The organism is Streptomyces sp. NBC_01298 (assembly GCF_035978755.1).
Lineage (GTDB): Bacteria > Actinomycetota > Actinomycetes > Streptomycetales > Streptomycetaceae > Streptomyces.
On the sequence record NZ_CP108415.1, the window covers coordinates 176673 to 193278 of the forward strand.

Genomic DNA, 16606 nt, shown 5'->3' on the forward strand with positions numbered 1-16606 from the left:
GGAAGGTCGAGCCAGGGATGATCGCGGCTCGAAGGAACCGGCCAGGCGCTACGCCGAAGGCGCTTGTGAGCCATCGCGCCGAGTGGCCGTGCCATCACGCTAGGGCCGCGCCGAGGGCCACGGCAACGGGTTGTGGCGTTGCGTCAGGTGCGCCGGGGTGTTGCGTGTCCGTTGCGTCCAACCCGCTTCTGACCTGGCCAAACGCTCTAGAAGGCCGCTGGAATCTCGTTACCTGCCGCGCACAGGACCGCTTGGCCGGTGCGCGCGGTCTTCTACGCCCCGGTGGCGTCCGGCTACGTTGAGGCGCTCCACGGGGGGCCGCGCCACTCAGAGTGCAGCTGCGGTCGCCAACATCCCTTTTTTGACGTCGACTTGAGAGGGGAAGCGCATGTCCGCGCTGTCCGGCGCCATCCGCGCCAAGGCCCACGTGCTGTACGGACTGAGGGCCCTGCTGCACGACGAGGACTTCACCGAAGTGGTCACCCCCGTCGCCCGCCGCGCCGACCTCGGGCCCGGCCGCCGCGCGTCCGCCAGCCTCCACGGGGGCCGGCACCTGCGCGCGATGATCGGCCCGGCCCTGCGCGTCAACGTGAGCACCGACCTCCCGCGGGTGTACGAGATCGGGCCGTGCTTCCGGCCCGAGCCTCCGGACGCTCTCCACGCCGCCGAGTTCACGATGCTCGACCTGTACGCCGCGCACCTCGGCTTCGAGGACCTGATCGACCTCGCCTGGCGCCTGGTCGGCCCCCACCTGCCCGCCTACGCCCCCGAGCGCCTATCCGTCGCCGACCACATCCGCAACGAGTTCGGCATCGACCTGCGTACCGAGTCCGTCAGCGGCCTGCACCCGCTCTTGGCCGCCCGGATCGGCGCCGATCCGGGCGAGCCGTTCCGTGACGTCCTCGGCCGCTACATCGCCCTCGAGCTGGAGGCCAGCGCTACGGGCCGGGCGGTGTTCCTGACCGACTACCCCGCAGGCGGCGACGAGCCGTGCGCCCGCCTGGCCCCCGGGACCACCGCCGTTCTGGAGCGGTTCGAGCTGATCGTCGACGGCATCGAGCTCGTCCACGGCTACACCGACGAGACGAACCGCACTGCGTTTACCGAACGGGCCAAGGAAGCTGGCCTTTACGACGACGAGCAGCGGCTCGCCCAGGAAGCCGTCGAGGCCGGACGCGTGCCTGCGGACACTGCAGGGCTCGGCATCGGCATCGAGCGGCTGTGCGCCGCCTCCGCCGGACTGCGCGACATCACCCCGTTCCTCCAGTCCCCCCAGTTCTGACATCCCGCTCCCGGCCCCTGGAGGCACGATGAACCTTGCGGTCACCCCGCTGCCCGGCGGATTCGGCGCCCGTGTCGAGACCGACCTGGCCCGAACGGCCGGCTCCGCCGCGACGGGCGCCCTCACCGACGCCCTGCACCGCTACCGCGTGCTGATCCTGCCTGGCCAGCACCTCAATCACGCCGACCTGCTCGCCGTCGCCTCCCTGTTCGGCGAGGTCGACACCGCCACAGACCGCCGCTATACCGTCCCAGGCTTCCCCGGCCTCACCGTCGTCTCCAACATCCACCAGGAAGGCACGCCGATCGGCATCTACGACGGCGACCACGAGGAGGAGTGGCACGCCGACGGTTCCTTCAAGCCCGAGCTGACCGCCGCCACCTTGCTCTACTCGGTCATCACCCCCGGTGAAGGCGGTGAGACCCGCTTCGCCGACGCCACCCGCGCCTACGCCGACCTACCAGCCGGCCTCCGGGCCCGGGTCGACGGCCTGAGCGCGGTCCACTCCATCCAGCACCTCGCCGCCCGGCAAGCCGACGCCGCCGGCGGCCGCTCCTCCACTCAAGCCGGAACACTCGCGCTGCTGCCCGAGGTCACTCACCCGCTCGCCCCCGTCCACCCCGCCACCGGCGCCCGAGCGCTCCTGCTCGGCTCCATGGTCATCCCCCGCGTCGAGGGCCTGCCCGAGCCCGACGGTCGTGCGCTGCTGGCCGACCTGCTCGCCCACACCACCAGCTCCCGATACCTCTACACCCACCGCTGGACACAGGGTGACCTGATCGTCTGGGACAACCTCGCCGTCCTGCACACCGCCTCCCCCTGCGACAGCTCACATCACCCACGGCTGCTGGTACGCGCCGCCGTCCGGCAGCAGGCACGCCGCGCCGGTACCCCCGACGGGGGAATCACCGCCGAACGGCCCGCCTCCGGATCGAACCGGCACTAGAGTGGTCAAATGAGTTCCCAAGTGCCCATGAAGGACCGGGCATTGAGCCCGGACAGGATCGCCCGGATCGGGCGCGAGATGCAGGCAGCCTGCCCCGGCTTCGACGCCGCCTCGTTCACCGCCCAGGTCTCCGCCGACCTCCCCCGCCTGGAACTCAAGGCCCGCATCGCCCGCACCGCCGAGGGCCTCCACCAGCACCTGACCGTCACCGGGCCGGCCGCCCTCGACACCCTGCTGTGCTCCCTGCCGCCCACTCCGGAGGCCGCCGGAGCGGATTCCGACTTCGGCCTGTACATCTACGCCCCGCACTCCGCCTACGTAGCCGCCCACCACCTCCACCCGGATCACCTCGACCGGTCCTTCGCCGCGCTCGCCGCCCTCACGCCGTACTTCTCCGCCGAGGACGCCGTCCGCACCTTCCTCACCGCCTACCCCCAGCAGACTCTGGCGGTCGCGGCAACGTGGGCTGCCGCCTCCGACCACCGGGTGCGGCGCCTGGCCAGTGAGGCGCTCCGCCCCCACCTGCCCTGGTCCGTCGGCGCCGGCCTGCCCGTCGACACCGCTCTTCCGCTGCTCGACATCCTGTACGCCGACAGCAGCCGCTTCGTGACCACGTCGGTCGCCAATCACCTGCGCGACATCGCCCGCACCCTCCCTGACCTCGTCCTCGCCACCCTGACCAGGTGGCGTACCGAAGGGCGCGCCACGGACGCCGAACTCGCCTTCATCACGCGCGAGGCACTCAAATCCCGGCTCAAGGACGGCTGGGCCCCCGCCTACGCCCTGACCGGCTACGACCCGCAGGCGGCCGTCAGCGTCAGCCCGCTCCGCCTGGCCCACACCGAGTACCGGCTCGGCGACGGCCTCGCCTTCGAAGCCGACCTCACCGCCCCAGCCGACACTCCGGTGCACGTCATGTACGTCCTGACCCGCACCGAACCCGGCACCAGGGCTGCGGAGAAGGTCGCCCACCTGACCCGGGCCACCATCAGAGCAGGCATCCCACTGAACCTGGCCAAGACCCACCGCCTGAAGTCCGCCGGGACCGCCGCCCTCGCCCCGGGCAACTATCACCTAGCCCTCCAGGTCAACGGCCGCCGCTACCCCCCGACGCTCTTCCTCATCACCAACGGCCAGACCTGACCTCTACAGCGCCGCCAGGCGAGCGCGCTCCCAGCGGCCTTGCCGCTCCCGCGACACATCGCAGCCCGAGAGAGGTATCGGCATGATCGAAGGCTGGAGCACGGTCTCGTCGAGCATCCAGTACACGGGAGTCCGGGTGGTGGTGCGCCGCGACTCGGTCCGGCGTGCCGACCAGAGTGTGGGGACCTACGAGTACATCGAATCAGTCGACGGCGTGCGCGTCGCAGCCCTCGACCACCGGGGCCGAATCGCCCTGGTGGAGGAGAACGTCTACGTGTGCGGACAGCGGCTGCTCATGTGCCCCGGTGGCGGATGCGAGCCCGGCGAGGACCCACTGGCCGCCGCGCGCCGGGAACTGGCCGAGGAAGCCGGCATCCGCGCTGCCGAGTTCGAGTTGCTCACGACCATGTGGAGGATGCCCGCCGGCGCGCGAACCCGTGAGCATCTGTACCTCGCCAGGGGTCTGAGCATCGGTGAGCACCACCGGGACGCGAGCGAGGCCGACATGGAGCTGCGCTGGGTCGCGCTGGAAGAAGCGGCAGCGATGTGCAGTGACGGGCGGATCACCGAAGCCGGCACCCTCGCGGCGGTCTTGCTGACCACGCAGCGAACCGCCACCTAGCCCAAGCGCCCGGACGCGCTGGACCTGTGGCGGCGCGGACCAAGACCAATCGGCGTCGATACCCCCTTCGCCGGACTCGCCCACCACGCCAGCGCCCACCCGGGCGTGGAGGTCCTGCTGGCCTTGTTCTCCACCGCCCGCATCACCGAACGGCCCGATCCCGACTCCGGCCGGGTCGCCTGGGAGGAAGAGGCCATCGCCGCCGCCAGCATCCACGCGCGTGTCTGGGGCGCCGACATCGGCGACTTCCTCTACCGCCACCTTCAGGACCAGTACGGACTCGGCCCGGTCAGCCTCCGGTCTTGGCCGTCCGGGCTTCACCTCACCTCGGCCGATCTCACCCCACCGACCAGGACCAAAGCCGAGCGCATAGTGCGTGCCCTTGGCACCACCGCCGGTCTGCCGGTCATCGCCGCGGTCGGCCGCACCGACCACACCAAGGGCCTCGATGTCCACGCACGTGCCGCTGGAGCGACTGAACGTCGGCGTTTCGGCCAACCCGCCCTCGACCGGGGCTCTTGCGAGGCAAGGGTCGGTGCACTGGGCACCTTCGGAAATCCGCTGAATCACAGGGCGCATAACGCGTCTGAAAGGAACAGGTGCTCGAAATCGCGTGGCGTCGTTGAACACGCCGAAGCCACCACCACGTCAACCCCGACCCCCACGACATCGAAGGCGAGACGACGCACATGCCACCCAGCCCCACCGCGATCCGCAGGACCGTCGAGGCGTACCTAGGCCGGCACCCCGGCGAGCATGACGCCCTGGCCGGGCTCCTCGCCGCCCTGGACCGGCCCGTCGACGCGACCGCCCGGACCACACTGCCCGGGCACGTCACGTGCAGCGCCGTCGTCATCGACCGGGAGGGCCGGGTCCTGCACATCCGGCACCGGGCCACCGGCGGCCTCATGCTCGCTCCCGGCGGCCACATCGAGCCCGGGGACCGCACGCTGCTCGCCGCGGCGCTGCGCGAGGTGTCGGAGGAGGCCGGGATCGCGCCGGGCGCCCTGTGCCTGACCCGGCAGTTGCTCGGCTCGCCGATCGACATCGACGTCCACGACATCGACGCCAGCCCGTCCAAGGGCGAACCGGCCCACCTCCACTACGACGTCCGGTACGTCTTCTACCTCGCCGGCGAGGATCCGCCGGCAATCGCGCTGCAGGACGAGGAGGTGTCCGGCGCCCAGTGGCTCCCGCAGCCGGGAGTCACCTCGCCGACGCTGCGCGCGAAGCTGCTCGCAGCGCGGCTGGACGGCCGGCCTGAACCGGTGAACGCGTCCGCGCTGATCCACGACGCGGCCGGCCGCTACCTGCTTCATCTGCGCGACCACAAGCCCGGCGTCATCTGGCAGTCGGGGGCGTTCGCCCTTCTCGGCGGCGGTCGCACGCACGACGACGAGAGCCTTGAGGGCACCCTGCTGCGGGAGCTGTCCGAGGAGGTGCCCGACCTCCACCTCGAGGATTTGAAGCCCTACGCCGTGGAGGCCGCCACCAGCATCGACGGCCTCAGCGTCCCGGTCCGGGTCTTCGCTGGCCGGTGGCGCGGCAACCCCGAACGTCTCGCGCTACACGAGGGTGTGCTGCTGCGCTGGTTCGCGCCCGACGAACTGGACCGGCTGCGCCTGAGCCCCGCCACCCGGGACCTGATTCGCCGGCACGCGGCCGAGAACCCCCCGGGCAGCGAGCCGGCCGTGGCTCCTCCCGTGTGGGACGGGGGCAGCCGGGTGGTGTTGAACGGCGTCGGAGTCCACCTCCACCTCGAAGACGCCGAAGGCCGGGTGCTTCTAGGCCTGCGTCACCCCGAATCGAAGTACGCGGGCGACACCTGGCACTACCTCGCCGGGCGGTGCGAGCAGGAGTCCGCCCTCACGTGCTTGGTCCGCGAGGCGTGGGAGGAGGCAGGGCTGGTCATCGACCCCGCGGACGTGGAGCTCGCGCACGTCGTCCACGTCGTCGACACCCCGGGCAGCCTGCCTCTGATACAGCTCGTTTTCCGAGCATGCCGGTGGGAGGGCACCCCCGAGGTTCGCGAGCCCGACAAGTGTCTGACCTGGCAGTGGTGGCCGCGGCACGAGCTCCCGGACCGCCTCGTCTCCTACACCCGCACGGCCATCACCGCAATCTCCGAAGGCATCCCCTATTCCCAGCTGGGCTGGTGAGCAGGGTGAGCACACCCCCCAGTAGCGGACCCGGCCGGCGGGCCCAGACCGAGCCCACGCACGCCATATGGTGCCGACCCGACCTCCTCCAGGCCGTGATGGACGGCTACGGCCGCCCCTTCACCCAGGCAGAAGAGGCCCAGCTCACGGTCCTGTCCGTCTTTGACGCCGTCTCCGGCATCTCCTACGGCACCGCCCACAGTGATCCCGAGCTGGTGGAGCGCGGCCTGCACACCCTGGCCCGGCTGCGCACCGCGCAGCGCCCCTGACCTCCATCCCGCCCGACACGAGGAGCAGCACGTTGACGTACACCGCCCGCGACGAGTGGCAGCAGCACTACGAGGAGGGGAAGGGGTGGCGCCACCTCGGTGAGCGCGAGCGGGAACTCCTCACCGAGCACACCTCCCTTCCCGAGGGCGGGGGCCGGGCCCTGGAGGTGGGCTGCGGCACCGGGGAGCTGGCCGCCCACCTGGCCCGTCTCGGCTACAGCGTGGACGCCGTCGACTTCGCGGAGAGCGCGATCGCACGGGCCCGCGAGGAGCACTCCGACGTCGAGGGAGTGCGCTGGCTGCAGCTGGACATCGAGCGCGACGACCCGGCCCTGCTGCACGAGGGCGGGTACGACCTGATCGTGATGCGGCTGGTGTATCCCTTCATTAGGGACCGCGGCCGGATCGTTCACGGGCTCGGGGAGCGGCTGCGCGACGGCGGCGCGCTCGTCGTCATCACCCCGGTCGTGGAGAACACGCCGGAGGAGCGGCGCGGGATCGCCCTGGACGAGGACGAGATCACGCTGCTCGGCGCGGGCTGGGAGACGGTGGAGCGGCTGGACGCAGACGGTCTGGCCTTCCTGGTCCTGCGCGGGCTGTGCCACCTCGACACCCGGGCTGTCGAGAAGCGGCCGACCACCGGCCACGCCATGATCGGAGCGCTTGCCGTCGTCACCGACGGCGCTGGCCGGGTCCTGCTCGGCCGCTCCCGGCGCGGCGTGCTGGAGCTGCCCGGCGGCAAGACCGCGGGCCCGGAGAACTTCGCCGCCGCCGCGGTGCGCGAACTCGCCGAGGAGACCGGGCTGGTCGCCGATCCGGCCGACGCGCACGTGGTGACGATGCTGGTCGACGACAGCCACGGGGTCCCGCGGCTCACCGCCGTCGTCCGTATCGCCGCGTGGACGGGCACTCTGGCCAACCCGGAACCGCAGTTGTTCGACCGCTGGGAGTTCTTTGACCTCCACGCCCTCGCCTGCGTCGGGGACGTGTTCGCCCCGGCCGCTCTCGCGATCGACGCCGTGTGGCCCGGCATCCTTCCCGGCCTGCCGCCGACCACCTCCTACCCCATCGCCGCCAACCAGCCGCCCGTGCCGGGGGAACCGGCCGAGGCCGCCAGGCTGCGCGCGGCAATGACCCAGATGGTCATCGACGGCGGCTGGGCCCCCTCGGAGCGGGTCCAGGATGCGCTGCGGACCGTGCCCCGGCACCGCTTCGCCCCGGAGGCGAACCTCCTGGCCGCGTATGACGGCCGCGACCGGGCCGTCATCACCCGACGCGACAAGGCTGGGACAGCGATCAGCTCGGTGTCCGCGGCTTGGCTTCAGGCCGACATGATCGAGTGCCTGGGCTTGGAGCCGGGCGCGGTCGTGTTCGAGGCGGGTTCCGGCGGCTACAACGCCGAGCTGATCGCCCACGTCACCGGACTCGGCGGACGCGTGGTCACCGTCGACATCGACCCGTGGGTCGTGCGCCGCACCCGCCGGTTCCTCACAGAGGCCGGCAGCGGACGCGTCACCGCCGTCGAAGCCGACGCGGCCCTCGGCGCGCCCGGGCACCTCGTGCCGCGCGGCGGCTTCGACGCCAGCATGATCACCTACAACTGCTGGGACATGGCCCCGGCCTGGCGGGAGCAGCTGGCCGAGGGCGGCCGTCTGATCCTGCCGCTGGAGATGGGCGGCTACACCCGGGCGGTCACCTTCGAACGGCGCGGCGAGGTGCTGCACTCCCGCCACTTCACGCACTGCGGTTTCGTCCGCGACCAAGGTCAGCAGACCCGCACCATCCCGGTCCTCTCCCTCCTCGACGGCGGGCTAACGCTCCGTTTCGAGCACGGCACCGCCGCCGAAACGACGGGCGTGGAGGAGGCGCTGCGCGGACCGCGGCACGAGGTCCCCACAGGCGTGACCATGGGAGCGAACGCCTACTTCGGATCCCTGCAGCTGTACGCGGCCACCACCCTGTCCGGCTTCTGCCGCCTGGCCGCCCACCAGGAACCGGACGAGCGTGTGACCGGCATCGCGAAGGACCGCGACGCCCCCGCGATCGTCGGCGACGCCTCGCTCGCCTACCTGATCCACGTCCAGACCAAGGACGGCGACCGCCCACAGGACAAAGAGTGGGAGTGGACCGTCCACGCCTTCGGCCAGCAGGGACCCGCGCTCGCCGAGCGGCTGGCGGGCACGGTCCGGGCCTGGGACCGCCACGTTCGCGCAGACGACAACGACCAGCACGCCGACCCCGTCCTGACGGTCCACCCGGCCGGCACGCCCAACGACGCACTGCCCGCCGGCGACGTCCTAGACAAGGACCTCTGCCGCCTGGTGATCCGCTGGCCCGGGCGTGACGTGCCGCCGCCCCGGCCTGTTGGGCGCCCCGCGGCCGACGTCGTGACAGAAGGGGTGTGACGGTGGAACGCGCGGTACGCGAGGCGGTGTTCGTCGCACCTACAGAGGGTGGTGATCGAGAACGCATGCGGCGCGCGCACGCGGCCGCCGCCCGCCAGTTCCAGGTGGCCGCGTCGGGTCCCGAGGTATGGGGGTGGCAGGGCCGCACCCTGGGTCGCCGGGCCGGGGACTGCTGGCTGCGCATCGTCGCCGCTGAGGTGGACAAGGCGGGTGGACGACTGTGGGAGGGGACGGCGACCGCGGACACGCACGTGCCCCGGTCGGTACCGCGGCCGCGGCTTCGCGGCGTCCTCGACTGGACCTCACCGGACGTCGCCTACCGGGCTGAGCTCACCGAGTACGTGTCCGTCCCGCCGGTCACCAGCGGAACTCCCGCCCTCGACCAGGACATCGCGCTGCCCGACTCCTGGTGGGCGGAGCTGAAGTCCGCGCTCGGCGCGCTCGCGACGGTGCCCACCGACCGGGAGTCCGTACGCCAGAACTGGGTCGACCGGAACTTCCGCCGCTTCCTCGGCATCGACCCCGTCCGGATCCGTGAGACGACGACCGGACACGCCGATCTGCACTGGGCGAACCTCACTCGCGCGCCCCTGGTCGTGTTGGACTGGGAGAACTGGGGGCGTCTCCCTGTCGGCTACGACCCAGGGCTGCTCCACGCGTACTCGCTTGCCGCACCGGCGACCGCCGCCCGGATCCGGCGCGAGTTCGCTCACGTCCTGGACACGGACGCCGGCCGGACCGGAGAACTTGTCGCGCTCGCCCAGCTGCTCCAGGCATGCTCCCGCGGCGTCCATCCCACCCTCGCCCCGCTGATCGCGCGCCGGGCCCAAGAGCTGACCCACACCCCCGTCCCTACACACTGACCGGCCCGGAGGTCTCCGTGACGCAACCGACCCCCGTTCTCTCCCTGCTCGGAGTCTTCGCACATCCGGACGACGAATCCCTCCTCGCGGGCGGTGTGCTCGCCCAGCATGCCGCCGCCGGCGCCCGCAGCGCGGTCGTCACCGCCACCTGGACTGCCGACAGTCACCGAGCCCCCGAACTCGCCGAGGCCTTGAACGTCTTGGGCGCCGGGGCCCCGCGGCTGCTCGGGTACGCCGATGCCCGCAACTCCGCCTCGGCACCCGGCGTCGGCGCCGTTCGCCTTGTCGATACGCCCCTCGACGACGCCGTCGGCCGCCTGGTCAGACACATTCGCGAGGTCCGGCCCGACATCGTGATCGGTCACGACGCCCTCGGCCAGCTCACCGGGTTCCCTGTCAAGTAGATGTGTTCAGGTTTGGGGGCGGGCAGGCGGAGGCGTCGACGTGACCGAGTCGCCCGGGGGTCTGAGGGTGTGGTCTTGCCTTTAACGTGTGGCTCGCTCCGTCCAAGGAGAGGCAGCGCTGCGCCCGGAATCGGAGTTCGTTCTGTCGAGAATTCGGTCCCGCCGGCCCCGCTGCTCTCGACTCGTTCCGGATCGCATGTAATGCCGGAAGTATGGCCCCGAGCGTCCCTGTGGCCGTGGGCCCGGTGTGCTTCAACGACAGCTGAGCGTTCGAGTGATCCAGCCGGCGTCGCGCCACTGGGCAGTGTTGAGAGCGCCACGGGCGTCGATGACCTTGGGGCTGGTGGTTCGGGCGACGAGGCGCTTGGGGTCGGCGTGGGAGAACTGCGGCCACTCGGGCAGGTGCAGCAGCAGGTCGGCGTCCTCGAAGGCGGCGATCAGGTCCTCGACGCAGTCGAGCTCGGGATGAAGCATGCGGGCATTGGGGTCGGTGATGGTGAAGGTGGCGCCGAGGTCGTGGAGGGTCTGGGCGACGGCGAGGGGGGCGAGTCGCGGATGTCGTCGGTCTCAGGCTTGAAGGCGGCTCCCAGGTGGTGATCCGCTTGCCCCTCAGGTCGGTGCCGAGTTCCTCGCGGTCGAGGTCGACGACGCGCTGGCGCCGGCTTCCCAGAGGATGCCGGCGGCCTCGTCGTCGAGCCCTTCTCCTGGGTCTTGCCAGGGAGCTTGGGTCTCGGGGAGCATCGCTCGCACTCCCGGCGCTTCCTCACCGGGTCGCGTGGGAACTCGCCAGAGTGATACTTGAACCTGGGCGGCCATTCGCCGGGACGGGCCACTTTCATGGTCACTCAAGCGGGTACCCCTGAAACACAATGTTAGGACCCACCATGGTGCACCACCCCGTACAGGATCAGTCACAGTCAGCACACACCGTTGAGCCGACGGATGAGATGCTCTCCCCCTCAGAAGCCGACGTGACGGTACTTGCTGCAGCGATGCGCAGGACGGCGCAGCAACTGGCGAATGATCGCCAAAATAAGCCGGAGTTCGCGGACGAGATGAACAACCTGATCACTGAGGCCCACAAGCACGCGGAGGACCTGGGACTCCCCGGCGTGGCTAAGGCTCTTCTGCCCGATTCTTGAGCGCTCGCCCTGACAGACGGCCCACCTGAGCAAGAAAGGTGACGCCGCAATTCCGGTTGTTTCTCTTGGGTGCACCCCGAACCCTCCCGAAGTGCCAGTAATGGCATTGGATGCGAGGATAGATCCAGTCATCGGAACCTGACGGCAAGGATGACGGGATGACCAGATCTCCGACAGCTCAGAGTTTCGACCTGCTGACCCCCGCAGAGATAGACGAACTTCCGGCGAGTCCTGATGCGGATGCTTTGAAGAAGATGCTGGCATGGGTCAGGGATTTCATCGCGAAGCCGAACCCGGAGCGCGATAGGGAAAACCCAGACTCACCCACTGCGGTCTGCCGGTTTATGCCGAAATCTCTCACCATGGGGCTCACCTGGTTCACAGTAGCCAAGGGCCCGATAGCCGCCCCAGACGATGTGATCAGAGTCGTCGACGCCTACAAGGCGCCGCTTAGCGCGTTGGAGCCAACGTCTGGAAGTGACGCGAAATACAAGACGATCATCGTAGTGTTTCCTGCGGTAACCCAACAAATGGCTCCGCAGTTCATCGATGGCACCCATGCACGAGCATCCGGCGAATACAAGGCAGACGCATTGATGCTTGGCGAATTTCACGCAGATAGCCAGAAGCGTGGAAGCCACAACCCCGCTTTCTTTCCGCTGAGAAGCCCCGTCCCGGCTATGGCAATCAGGTTCATGGTCGCGCTAGACCATGTTTTCCTCACCAAAGGAACCGGGAACCCTATGGAGGATCTGAAGGATCTCCAAGCATATACTGATGCCTTTAGCTCGATGGAGCCTCCTCCCAGCGAAAAAGTCCAAGAGATGGCCAAAATTCTCTTGGGGCAGCTTGAGGTTATGGCCAGGAGAGCAACGGAAGTTCCGCCGGATACAGAAGACGGGCTGCTGGCTTAGGCGTCTGTGAAGCGATCGAGCACGGCCGAGGGCGCTGGCGGGTCGTGGGTGAAACCCAAGGTCGTGCCCCCTTCACGTGTACGTCCAGCCGTCGGCTGCGGTCAGCGGTGCAGGGCCCCGTTGAGCCGGCGCCCGCAGCGGGCGGACAACGGTGCTGGCGCCACCAGCCAGCCGATGCAGCAAGGCCCGGATCGCGACGTCGTTCCCGGCGCGCACGCCCGCCACCATGTGCTAAACCAGCCTCGCTGCGGCCCGGCCCGCGCGGAGGCGCCGCTGTGACTCAGGCTCTCAGCCGCGGCCTTCCTCCGTTGGGGCCGTGCGGCGGTGCCGCCCCTTCCCCGGCCCGAGCGCAGGGCGATCCCACTCAGCTGGCTTCTCCTTCACCGGCTGCGGCGGATACAGCAGAGCCTTCGCAGCGTCCAAATTCTCGACGACGCCGATCGTCTCCCACTCTGTGCCGTTCCACTCCTGAATGACCCGGGGAGCGTCCGGCTCGACATGCGTCGCTCGATGCCGGCCCTCGGTGAGCGGCACCGCCCGTAGCCTGCCCTTCGAGGCGGCCCGGCGTTCCTCGCGCCGCCGTGCCCACTCCTCCAGCGGTTCCTCGTTCATTGGAGCATCGTGGCGCAAGCGCGCTCCGTGCCGCCACCCTGCGCACGCCATGCCGCCGCCTTCGCCGAATCGGTGGCCAGCGCCTCCCCCTCACACGATCACGAGGGCATCGTCCGCCCTTGCAGGGGGAATCAGCTCATGTCCAAGAAGACGCTTGGCCCAGCTCACGCCCGGCCCGGACCGTGACTCGCCGCCGACCTGAAGTCGAAGTACGAGGGAGACCAGTCGGTCAGGGCTCTGGCCGAGGAGACGGGGCCGCTCGTACGGTGGCGCGCACCGCCTGCTCGAAGACGCAGGGGCCAGATTCCGCTCGCGCGGCGGCGCCCCGCGCCGTACCGAGAGCCAGCGCCGGGAGCTGGCCCTCCGCGGGGGTGGGCGCACTGCGACATGGATGTGCGGGGAGAGGGCGTCGTTGTCCGGGCTCCAGGCGAGGGTGGCGGAGCCGACGGCTTCCACCGTGTGCAGGACCGTCTCGTCGCGCCGGGCCCGAACCCGCCGCACACGGCGACGGTGTGGGCGCCGTGCTCCGGCAGACAACATGCTGCTGTGCTGGACCTCCCTGGACGAAGCGGTCGCCATGTGCCGCGACGGCCGCATCACCAAGGCCGGAAACCTCGTGGCGGTCCTACTGCCCGCACAGCACACCAACGCACGGCCGACGGCCCCTCTGTTCTGTTCGGCTCCTGACGCCCGTGCACCGTGGCCGAACTGGAACTTCCGGACTGCAGGTCTGCTCGAGTATGCACGTTGGCGGCGGCGCGGGGAGTGTGAAAGCCGTCCGCTGGCCTCCTTGCCGCCCTAGGGTGGGTGCATGATTCCTGAATTCGTAGCAGATCTCCGGAAGGCGGTCGGCCCCGACTGCCTCCTCTGGCTTCCGGGTGTAGTCGCGGTCGTCTGCGACGAGAACCGGCAGGTGCTGCTGCAACGCAGGACTGCTGCCGGACTGTGGACGCCGCTGAGCGGGATCATCGAGCCGGGCGAGGCCCCCGCCACGGCCGTGGCCCGGGAGGTAGAAGAGGAGACCGGAGTCCCGGTGGTGGTCGAGCGTCTGGCGGCAGTGACGCATTCCCCGCCGGTACAGCACTCGAACGGTGACAGGGCTCAGTACCTGGAGATCGTCTTCGCCTGTCGGCCTGCCGGTCCGGACTCTTCGCCCCGGGTATGCGACGACGAGTCGGTGGAGGTCGGCTGGTTCTCGCTGGAGGCGCTCCCGCCGATGAGCGAGCGGATGCGGGACATCATCGGATTGGTCGAGAAGGATGAGATCGCGGCGTGGTTCACGCCGGCCGAGTGATCACTCGGCACTCCAGATCCTCGTCACGGGTCTGGGCCACACTGCTCAGGCGGGCACGGCTCCCGTACGGACGGCGAACTCGCGCAGGCCCTCCACGCGGGACGGGCCGTAGAGCAAGTTCGATGTCAGGGCCCGCAGCGCTGGCCGGCTTACTTCCTGCGCCGCCTCCTGCTCGACGCGGCGCAGTGCGGCGAACGCTTGCTGGCCGTTGCCGAGGGCGTGCCACATGCGGGCGGTGTCGGTCCAGGCGCGAGCACGCCGTTCGGCGTTCGGCATGAGCCTGATGTTCAGGTTCTGGACGATCGGCACGCCGTCGTCCGGCGTGCCGAGGGTTGTGTGGACGCCGATGCGGTAGACCGCGACCTGGGTCCGAGTGGCGTCGACAGTGAAGAGCCCGTCGGGGGCCTGCGGGTGGCGTTCGACGGTCTCGTCGGCTTCGTCGAGCAGAGCGAGGGCTGTGGTGCGGTCGCCTCCGGCGGCGGCCGAGTAGGCCGCGGTGAGTAGCAGGCTGGTGCGTACGGCTCCGGTGCGCGCTTCGGCCGGATCGAGCTGGTCGGCTTCGTGGGTGAGGAGACGGACTGCGGAAGAGGCGCGGCCTGAGCGGCGCATGGTGATGGCAAGGACGCGGGTGGCTTCGCCGATGGGGATGGGCATGCCGCTGGCCCTTGCCGCGGCCAGGGCGCGGTCGGCGGCGACCCAAGCAGTGTCCGAGTGCTCCTTCGCAGCGAGTTCCGCGGCCAGAACGTAGCCGCGGGCGAGGACGGCACTGGCCTGCTGGCGAGCTCGGCCGACCGAGGCGTCCCTCGTCGCTTCGGCGGCGGAGAGCAGCGCGGGAAGAGCGTTCGCGAGGTCGTTGTAGCGGGCGGCGGTGAACGCCTCGCGCGCGCCAGCCGTCCCGGAAGCCAGTACCCGCAGTGGCGCAGGCTCGGCGCCCGGGAGATGGAAGAGCATGTCGTCCAGGCTCAAGCTCGAGGCCGTCTGGCCCGCCGCCGCGGTGCCCGTGCCGACGGCGACGGTCGACGCCCCGGCCGCCAGCGCCCCCAGTACTGTCCTGCGACGCATCGCGTCCTCCTCGTCCGGCATCGGTACGTTCCCCACGGTAGCGATCACGGGGGCCGCTGGGACAGGGAACCCGCTGACCCGCTCAGGAGGGATATGGAGCACGTGGGCCAGACGCAGCCGGGTTTCGAAGTCCACCCGCATCCTGTTGCGCTCGATCCGCGAGATCGCCGAGGCCGAGTAGCCGACAGCGCGTCCGACCTCGCCCTGCGTCATGTCCAGGGCATTGCGCGCGCTGCGGAAGATCCTGCCTAAGTCACTGCTCGGGCCCATGGGTAGTTGCCTCCTGCGCACCGACGGAGAGCCAAGACCCTACTGCCTGCGCCCGGCTGGCGACAGGGCGTGCGGGCGCACGCGGTGTGCCGGTTCCGCACACCGTGTGCAAGACCGGGCGGAGTACCTGTCGAACGGGCTCGGCAGGCGGGACGGTTGCGGCAGCAGACGGCCGGCACACCCGGATCGGATCGCTGCTCGACTCCTCAGCGGAGGTATCCCTTGAACGTGCTGATCACCGGCGGAGCCGGCTTCATCGGCTCGGCTCTGACCGACGCCCTTCGCCTCGCCGGGCACATGGTCACCCCGCTGGACAACCTCTCGGTCGCCTCCCGGCGTCCGAGCCGCAAGGGCCTGATGGTCCGCGACGTCCGGTCGCTGACCGCTCCGGACCTTGACGGCGTCGACACGGTCGTGCACCTGGCCGCGCTCAAGTCCGTCCCCGCCTCGTTCGAGGTCGGCGGGTTCGAGCACAACGTCGCCGTCGACCGGCACATCCTCCACGCCTTCGTCGGCTCGACCGCGCGACGGCTGCTGCTGGCCTCCTCCTGCGAGGTCTACGGAGAGCAGCAGGGCCCGCTCGCCGAGAGCGCGCCATACGCCCCCCGTTCCCCGTACGCGGCGGGCAAGGTCGCTACCGAGCAACTGGCCGGCATCTACCGGCCCCGCCTGGACGGCGACCGCCAGATCGGCATCGTCAGGTTCTTCAACACCTTCGGCCCGCACGAGAACACCGACGCTGTGGTGCCCGCCTTCCTTGAGGCTGTCGGCCAGAACCGCCCCCTGGTGATTGAGGGCGACGGCCGGCAGGCCCGGGACCTGACGTACATCGACGACTCGGTCACCATGCTCACCCGCGTCCTGGATGCCCCCGCCCTGCTGCCGGTCATCAACTGCGGCTCGGGCCGCGCGGTTTGTATCCTCGACCTCGCCCGCGCGGTCATCCGCGCCGCAGGCCGCGGCACCATCACCCACGCCGCCGCCCGTATCAACGAGATCAGCTCGTTCACCGCCGACCTGGGCCTCTTCCACCGCGCCTACGGCGCCGTCGACCACATGCCGCTGGATGAGGCCCTGGCCCTGAGCCTCCAGACCCGTGTTCCCGCCGTGACGGCGGCCTGAGGCGGCCGCTGAACACCGCCGACCCCTGTGGACGGCTCGCGGTATCGACGCTCTGGCCAAAACCGCGAGCCGCCCTCCACCGCACCGCACTCCGCCG

16 protein-coding genes and 1 pseudogene are annotated in these 16606 nt (G+C 70.2%); 14 read left to right on the top strand and 3 right to left on the bottom strand.

Annotated elements, in window-relative coordinates; all coding sequences use genetic code 11:
• The first annotated feature begins 388 nt into the window (after window positions 1-388).
• The 9 genes and pseudogenes from OG730_RS42115 to OG730_RS42155 form a co-directional block, all read left to right on the top strand.
• On the top strand, window positions 389-1282 hold the full coding sequence (locus tag OG730_RS42115; protein WP_327309873.1) for an amino acid--tRNA ligase-related protein: 894 nt from the start codon (window positions 389-391) through the stop codon (window positions 1280-1282).
• 28 nt (window positions 1283-1310) lie between these two features.
• A complete protein-coding gene (locus tag OG730_RS42120; RefSeq protein ID WP_327309874.1) occupies window positions 1311-2228 on the top strand; it encodes a TauD/TfdA dioxygenase family protein in 918 nt (305 codons plus the stop codon).
• 9 nt (window positions 2229-2237) lie between these two features.
• Window positions 2238-3371, top strand: a complete 1134-nt coding sequence (locus tag OG730_RS42125) for a YhaZ family DNA alkylation repair protein (RefSeq protein ID WP_327309875.1) — start codon at window positions 2238-2240, stop codon at window positions 3369-3371.
• 82 nt (window positions 3372-3453) lie between these two features.
• Entirely contained in the window at window positions 3454-3993 is a 540-nt protein-coding gene (locus tag OG730_RS42130; RefSeq protein ID WP_327309636.1) for an NUDIX domain-containing protein, read from the top strand.
• A gap of 689 nt (window positions 3994-4682) precedes the next feature.
• Window positions 4683-6152, top strand: a complete 1470-nt coding sequence (locus OG730_RS42135) for an NUDIX hydrolase (RefSeq protein ID WP_327309637.1) — start codon at window positions 4683-4685, stop codon at window positions 6150-6152.
• Window positions 6153-6157: 5 nt separating this feature from the next.
• The gene (locus tag OG730_RS42140) at window positions 6158-6421 is read left to right on the top strand and encodes a hypothetical protein (RefSeq protein ID WP_327309638.1); all 264 of its coding nucleotides are present in this window, start codon (window positions 6158-6160) and stop codon (window positions 6419-6421) included.
• Window positions 6422-6453: 32 nt separating this feature from the next.
• Window positions 6454-8826 carry a methyltransferase, FxLD system gene (gene fxlM, locus OG730_RS42145; RefSeq protein ID WP_327309639.1) on the top strand — a complete coding sequence of 791 codons (2373 nt, stop codon included), beginning with the start codon at window positions 6454-6456 and terminating at the stop codon, window positions 8824-8826.
• A gap of 2 nt (window positions 8827-8828) precedes the next feature.
• Window positions 8829-9689, top strand: coding sequence for a hypothetical protein (locus tag OG730_RS42150; protein WP_327309640.1), 861 nt, complete (start codon window positions 8829-8831; stop codon window positions 9687-9689).
• A gap of 17 nt (window positions 9690-9706) precedes the next feature.
• A pseudogene (locus OG730_RS42155) lies at window positions 9707-10084 on the top strand (PIG-L deacetylase family protein); the annotation flags it as partial.
• Between the two features lie 261 nt (window positions 10085-10345).
• Here OG730_RS42155 and OG730_RS42160 read toward each other — a convergent pair.
• Complete coding sequence (locus tag OG730_RS42160; protein ID WP_327309880.1) at window positions 10346-10588, bottom strand: hypothetical protein; 243 nt, start codon at window positions 10586-10588, stop codon at window positions 10346-10348.
• A gap of 389 nt (window positions 10589-10977) precedes the next feature.
• Here OG730_RS42160 and OG730_RS42165 point away from each other — a divergent pair, with 389 nt between their 5' ends.
• A complete protein-coding gene (locus OG730_RS42165) occupies window positions 10978-11235 on the top strand; it encodes a hypothetical protein (RefSeq protein WP_327309641.1) in 258 nt (85 codons plus the stop codon).
• A gap of 158 nt (window positions 11236-11393) precedes the next feature.
• Window positions 11394-12149, top strand: coding sequence for a DUF6875 domain-containing protein (locus OG730_RS42170; protein WP_327309642.1), 756 nt, complete (start codon window positions 11394-11396; stop codon window positions 12147-12149).
• A 288-nt stretch (window positions 12150-12437) separates the two neighbouring features.
• Here the strand turns inward: OG730_RS42170 and OG730_RS42175 are convergent, their stop codons facing one another.
• Window positions 12438-12761 (bottom strand): DUF6087 family protein, encoded by a 324-nt coding sequence (locus tag OG730_RS42175; RefSeq protein ID WP_327309643.1) that lies wholly within the window; start codon window positions 12759-12761, stop codon window positions 12438-12440.
• Window positions 12762-13041: 280 nt separating this feature from the next.
• Here OG730_RS42175 and OG730_RS44415 point away from each other — a divergent pair, with 280 nt between their 5' ends.
• On the top strand, window positions 13042-13563 hold the full coding sequence (locus OG730_RS44415) for a hypothetical protein (RefSeq protein ID WP_442815243.1): 522 nt from the start codon (window positions 13042-13044) through the stop codon (window positions 13561-13563).
• A 9-nt stretch (window positions 13564-13572) separates the two neighbouring features.
• On the top strand, window positions 13573-14055 hold the full coding sequence (locus OG730_RS42185; protein ID WP_327309644.1) for an NUDIX hydrolase: 483 nt from the start codon (window positions 13573-13575) through the stop codon (window positions 14053-14055).
• Between the two features lie 45 nt (window positions 14056-14100).
• Here OG730_RS42185 and OG730_RS42190 read toward each other — a convergent pair whose 3' ends face one another.
• Complete coding sequence (locus OG730_RS42190; RefSeq protein ID WP_327309645.1) at window positions 14101-15387, bottom strand: helix-turn-helix domain-containing protein; 1287 nt, start codon at window positions 15385-15387, stop codon at window positions 14101-14103.
• Between the two features lie 228 nt (window positions 15388-15615).
• On the opposite strand from OG730_RS42190, the gene OG730_RS42195 reads away from it, so the two are divergent.
• Window positions 15616-16509, top strand: coding sequence for an NAD-dependent epimerase/dehydratase family protein (locus OG730_RS42195; RefSeq protein ID WP_327309881.1), 894 nt, complete (start codon window positions 15616-15618; stop codon window positions 16507-16509).
• Window positions 16510-16606 lie beyond the last annotated feature (97 nt).